At 62.4% G+C, this 5185-nt stretch carries 5 protein-coding genes; all 5 read left to right on the forward strand.

The genetic code is table 11. The features are described 5' to 3' along the window. Positions 1–487: 487 nt before the first annotated feature. Positions 488–1399 carry a methyl-accepting chemotaxis protein gene (locus tag OC610_RS20675; protein WP_408636622.1) on the forward strand — a complete coding sequence of 304 codons (912 nt, stop codon included), beginning with the start codon at positions 488–490 and terminating at the stop codon, positions 1397–1399. 9 nt (positions 1400–1408) lie between these two features. After that, a complete protein-coding gene (locus tag OC610_RS20680; protein ID WP_003203044.1) occupies positions 1409–1777 on the forward strand; it encodes a response regulator in 369 nt (122 codons plus the stop codon). Between the two features lie 15 nt (positions 1778–1792). Beyond that, positions 1793–2089 carry an STAS domain-containing protein gene (locus OC610_RS20685; protein ID WP_264430330.1) on the forward strand — a complete coding sequence of 99 codons (297 nt, stop codon included), beginning with the start codon at positions 1793–1795 and terminating at the stop codon, positions 2087–2089. A 39-nt stretch (positions 2090–2128) separates the two neighbouring features. Next, entirely contained in the window at positions 2129–4228 is a 2100-nt protein-coding gene (locus tag OC610_RS20690) for a chemotaxis protein CheA (protein WP_264430332.1), read from the forward strand. A 32-nt stretch (positions 4229–4260) separates the two neighbouring features. Next, positions 4261–5185, forward strand: a 925-nt coding sequence (locus tag OC610_RS20695) for an MCP four helix bundle domain-containing protein (protein ID WP_264430335.1), incomplete at its 3' end; no start/stop codon positions are given.

Raw genomic sequence — 5185 nt, forward strand, 5'->3', positions numbered from 1 at the left:
TCCCTCGCCACGGGTTTTCCGCAGGTCGGGCCACCTCGACATTTCTCCAATCTCGTCTATTCTGAGATATCAATGTGCCATCTTTTTAGCGAAATCGGACGACTGGTCCTCAAGACCAAGTCGGTTTTGCAGATAACCAGTTATTCGCAAACACCTGTCCGCAACACTGTTCAAGGACCGAACCATGACGTCGTATTCCCACGACCAATCCTTCGCCAAATCCCAGCCTCGCGTGCTCTGGCCCGCCATGATCGTGGCCGTTGCCGGCTGCGTCGGCGTGCTGGCATTGAATGGCGCGAGCGCGCAGAACATCGGCCTGAGCGCCGGGCTGCTGATCCTTGGCGTGGGCGCCGGGATCTTCGGCGCGCGGTCGCAACGCCTTCAATTCAACCAGGCCATCGCAGCCGCCACCGCCCATCACGAGTTGCAGGCCAGCCAAGCCGGGCATAAAGGAACCGCGCAACTCAACGAAGTGATGCTCGGTGCCATGCCGATCTGGGCCAAGCAAGTCGAAAGCTCGCGCCAGCAGACTGAAACCGCGATCGTCTCGCTGACCAGCCGTTTCACCGGCATTTCCTCGCGCCTCGAAGAGACCGTGCAAGCCTCGCAACTGGCCGCTGGCGAGTTGGCCGGCAGCAGCAGTGGCGGTGCCGTCCAGGTGTTGGCGCAGAGCGAAGGCGAACTGGTCAAGGTCATCGATTCGCTGAAAGCCACCCAGGCCAGCCGTGATGAAACCCTCGCCCAGGTGCGCAACCTGACGGCCTATACCGGCGAGCTGCGGACCATGGCCGCCGACGTCGCGGCGATTGCCGCCCAGACCAACCTGCTGGCCCTCAACGCTGCCATCGAAGCCGCTCGCGCAGGCGAAGCCGGACGTGGCTTTGCCGTGGTGGCCGACGCGGTGCGCGCTCTATCTAGCAAGTCCAGCGAGACCGGCCAACAGATGTCGGCCAAGGTCGACGTCATCAACACCGCCATCACGCAATTGGTCCATGCCGCCTCCAGCGGTGCCGACCAGGACAGTCAATCGGTGGCCGTGTCCGAAGGCAGCATCCAACGTGTACTCGAACGCTTCCAGAGCGTCACCGGACGCCTCGCCGATTCGGCCGACATGTTGCAACGGGAGAGTTTCGGCATTCGCGACGAACTCACCGACGTGTTGGTCAACCTTCAATTCCAGGATCGGGTCAGCCAGATCCTCAGCCACGTGCGCGACAACATCGAGGACCTGCATGTGCACCTGCAGCAGGCCAGCCAGTCGCCCGAACAGGCCGCTTCCATCGACGCCCGCCAATGGCTGGCGCGCATGGAAACCACCTATGCCACCGACGAGCAGCGCCGCAATCACCACGGCGACTCGGCGGCGCAACAGACTTCACAGGAAATAACCTTCTTCTAGGAGCCTCCCATGGCGAAAAGTGTATTGGTTGTCGACGACTCCGCGAGCGTTCGGCAGGTGGTCGGCATCGCGTTGAAAAGTGCCGGCTACGACGTGATCGAGGCCAGCGATGGCAAGGACGCACTGGGCAAGCTCAACGGCCAGAAGGTGCACTTGATCATCAGCGACGTGAACATGCCGAATATGGACGGCATCACCTTCGTCAAGGAGGTCAAGAAGCTCGCGAGCTACAAGTTCACGCCGATCATCATGCTCACCACCGAATCCCAGGAATCGAAGAAGCAAGAAGGCCAGGCCGCGGGCGCCAAGGCCTGGGTGGTCAAGCCATTCCAGCCGGCGCAGATGTTGGCGGCGGTGTCCAAGCTGATTCTTCCCTGATGGCCGGAGGCTTCAATGCCGCTGCTGTACGAAATAGAAGATGACACCGCGCAGGTGCAGATCGACGGCGAGCTGACGATCTACACCGCCGCCGACCTGGCCGCGCAGCTGCTGCCGCGGCTGGGGGCCACGCCCGCGATGGCGCTGGACCTGTCGCAGATCACCGAGATGGACGGCGCCGGCCTGCAACTGCTGCTGATGATTCAGCGCGAGGCACCCAAGGCCAGCACCCAACTGACGGTGACCGATCAAAGCAAAGCCGTCACGGAGACGCTGGCCCTGTGCAACCTGGTTGCCCTTGGTCAACCCTAGCGGCACCGCAACACGTCGAACACGACAAAGGACATGAGCGTGAGCATCAATCTCGATCAGGCACAACAAACCTTCATCGTCGAGGCCCGGGAACAATTGCAGGCGATGGAAGAGTCGCTGCTGCAATTGGAAAACGACCCCGGCGACGATGACGCCATCGGCGCGATTTTCCGGGCGGCCCACACGATCAAGGGCTCGGCCGGACTGTTCGGCCTGGAGCCGATCGTCAGTTTTACCCACATCGTCGAAGACGTCCTCGATCGCCTGCGCGAGGGCAGTGTCGCGGTGGACCCGGGCTTGATCGCTGTGCTACTCAAGTCCGGCGACCACATGCTCGAGCTGATCGACGTGGTCGCCAACCAGGGCTCAACGCTGCAGCCCCCTGCCCTGGCGCGGGAAATGGAACTGTGCCAGATCCTGCAGGAGTACCAGGCGCCTCCAACCGCAGCCGAACCGGCCCGGGCACCAGAAACCGAAACGACCGACTCATCGGAAGCGAGCCTTTGGCGCATCGTCCTGCGCTTCGGCCAGGACGTGTTCCGCAACGGCATGGACCCTTTGTCGTTCCTGCGCTATCTGCAAACCCTGGGTGAAATCGTCGACATCACCACCCTCACCGACGCGCTGCCGGCTGTCGAGGCCTGGGATGCCGAGTCCTGCTACCTGGGCTTCGACATCGCGTTTCGCTCCGCCGCCGGATACACCGCGATCAACGAAGTCTTCGATTTCGTGCGGGAAGACTGCGTGATCGAAATCGTCGCCGCCCATGACGCCGAAACCGAGGCGAACACCGGCCTGGTCGCGACGTCCCAGCCGGCGAGCGACGAAAGCACCGCCATGGTCACTACCGGCGAGCTGATGCCGGACCAACGCAAGAGCCCGCGCATGCCCGCCCAGGTCGCGCCTGACAGACAGGCCGTCACCAATGAAAACAAAGCCAAGGACGGCGCCTACGTCCGTGTCAATGCCGACAAACTCGACGAATTGATCAACCTCGTGGGTGAGCTGGTCATCGCCAGCGCCGGTGCCAGCCTGCTGGCCCGCACCTGCCAGAACGACCCGTTGCAGGAAGCCACTTCGTCGGTGTCCGGCCTGGTGGAAGAGATTCTCGACGGCGCCTTGCGCCTGCGCATGATCCCCATCGGCGAGACCTTCAACCGCTTTCGCCGGGTGGTGCGCGATGTCAGCCAGGAACTGGGCAAGGACATCGACCTGATCATCAGCGGCGCGGAAACCGAACTGGACAAGACCGTGGTGGAAAAAATCGGCGACCCGCTGATGCACCTGCTGCGCAACGCCATGGACCACGGCATCGAAACCGCCGAGGCGCGGCAGGCGGCCGGCAAGCCGGCCAAGGGGCACCTGCACCTCAACGCCTACCACGACTCGGGCAGCATCGTGCTGGAAATCGCCGACGACGGCGCCGGCCTGAACCGCGACCGCATCCTGGAAAAAGCCCAAGAACGTGGCCTGATCGCCCAGGGTGCGAACCTGACCGACCAGGAAATCTACAACCTGATCTTCGAACCGGGCTTCTCCACCGCCCAGGCCGTCACCAACCTTTCCGGGCGTGGCGTTGGCATGGACGTGGTCAAGCGCAACATCACGCTCTTGCGCGGCACGGTCGACCTGGACAGCCAACCGGGCAAGGGCACCGTGGTGCGCATCCGCTTGCCGCTGACCCTGGCAATCATCAACGGCTTCCTGGTCGGCATCGGCCAGTCCACCTATGTCATTCCGCTGGACATGGTCCAGGAATGCATCGAATTGAGCGAAGACGATGGCATCGCCAGTCGCGAGCAAGGCTACCTCGACCTGCGGGGCGAGGTGCTGCCGCTGGTGTATTTGCGCGATCACTTCCATCACGAAGGCCCGGCTTCGCGCCGGCAGAACGTGGTGGTGGTGCGCTACGCCGAACTCAAGGCCGGGCTGGTGGTGGATGACCTGCTGGGTGAGTTCCAGACCGTGATCAAACCCTTGGGCAAGCTGTTCGGCGCACTGCGCGGCATCAGCGGCTCGACCATCCTGGGCAGCGGCGCCGTCGCGTTGATCCTCGACGTCCCGGCCCTGCTCACCCAGATCGCACAGATAGAAAACCGCTACAACTCGACCCCATTACAACAAGCCAACGCTCGCTGACGCTTCAACACTCCATGGAGAGGTATTCCCCAATGAAATGGTTCTACGACCTTAGAATCGCCACCAAACTGATCACTTCCTTCCTTGTGGTGTTGGCGCTGACCGCCGTCATGGGCGTGTTTTCGATCATCCAACTGGGCCAAGTGAACGGCACCACCACCGAGATCCGTGAAAACTGGATGCCGTCCATGCGCGCGGCCTCGGGCATGCGTTTCTTTGCCGCGAGCTATCGCCTCAAGGAAATGCGCCACATTGCCGCCGACGCCGATCAAGAGCGCGCCGGACTGGAACAGGAAGCCGACGAAGCCAGAAAAGCCTTCGAGACGCGCCTGGGCACCTATGAGCAACTGCTCTCCAACGCCGAAGATCGCCAACTGTTCGAAACCACCCGCAATGACTGGACGGCGTACCTCGTTGCCAGCAAAGACTTGTTTGCGCTGTCCCGGCAAGGCTTGACCGACCAGGCCCATGCGCTGCTCAAAGGTGAATCCAAGCGCAAGTTCGACCTGATCACCGCCGACCTGCAAAAACTGGTGGAGCTCAATGATGCCGGGGCTGGCGCTGCCAGCGAGAAAGGCACAACACTGTTTGAAAACGCACGCCTGTCGATCATCGTCGTGCTGGCCGCAGCCTTGCTCGTGGGCCTGGGCCTGGCGCTGTTCATTTCCCGGGTTATTTCCCGTCCGCTGAAACAAGCCGCCGCCGTCGCCGAACAATTGGCCGAAGGCAACCTGAACGCGAAGATCGACGGTGGTTCGAAGGACGAAACCGGCATGGTGCTCAACGCCATGCAGAACATGGTCGGCAAGCTGTCGCACATCATCGGTGAAGTGCGCAACGCCGCGGACAACCTCGCCAGCGCCTCCGAAGAAGTCAGCGCCACCGCGCAGTCGATGAGCCAGGCCACCAGCGAACAGGCGGCCAGCGTCGAGGAAACCAGCGCGTCCATCGAGCAGA

Source organism: Pseudomonas agronomica (assembly GCF_025917275.1).
In the GTDB taxonomy this organism is placed as follows: domain Bacteria; phylum Pseudomonadota; class Gammaproteobacteria; order Pseudomonadales; family Pseudomonadaceae; genus Aquipseudomonas; species Aquipseudomonas agronomica.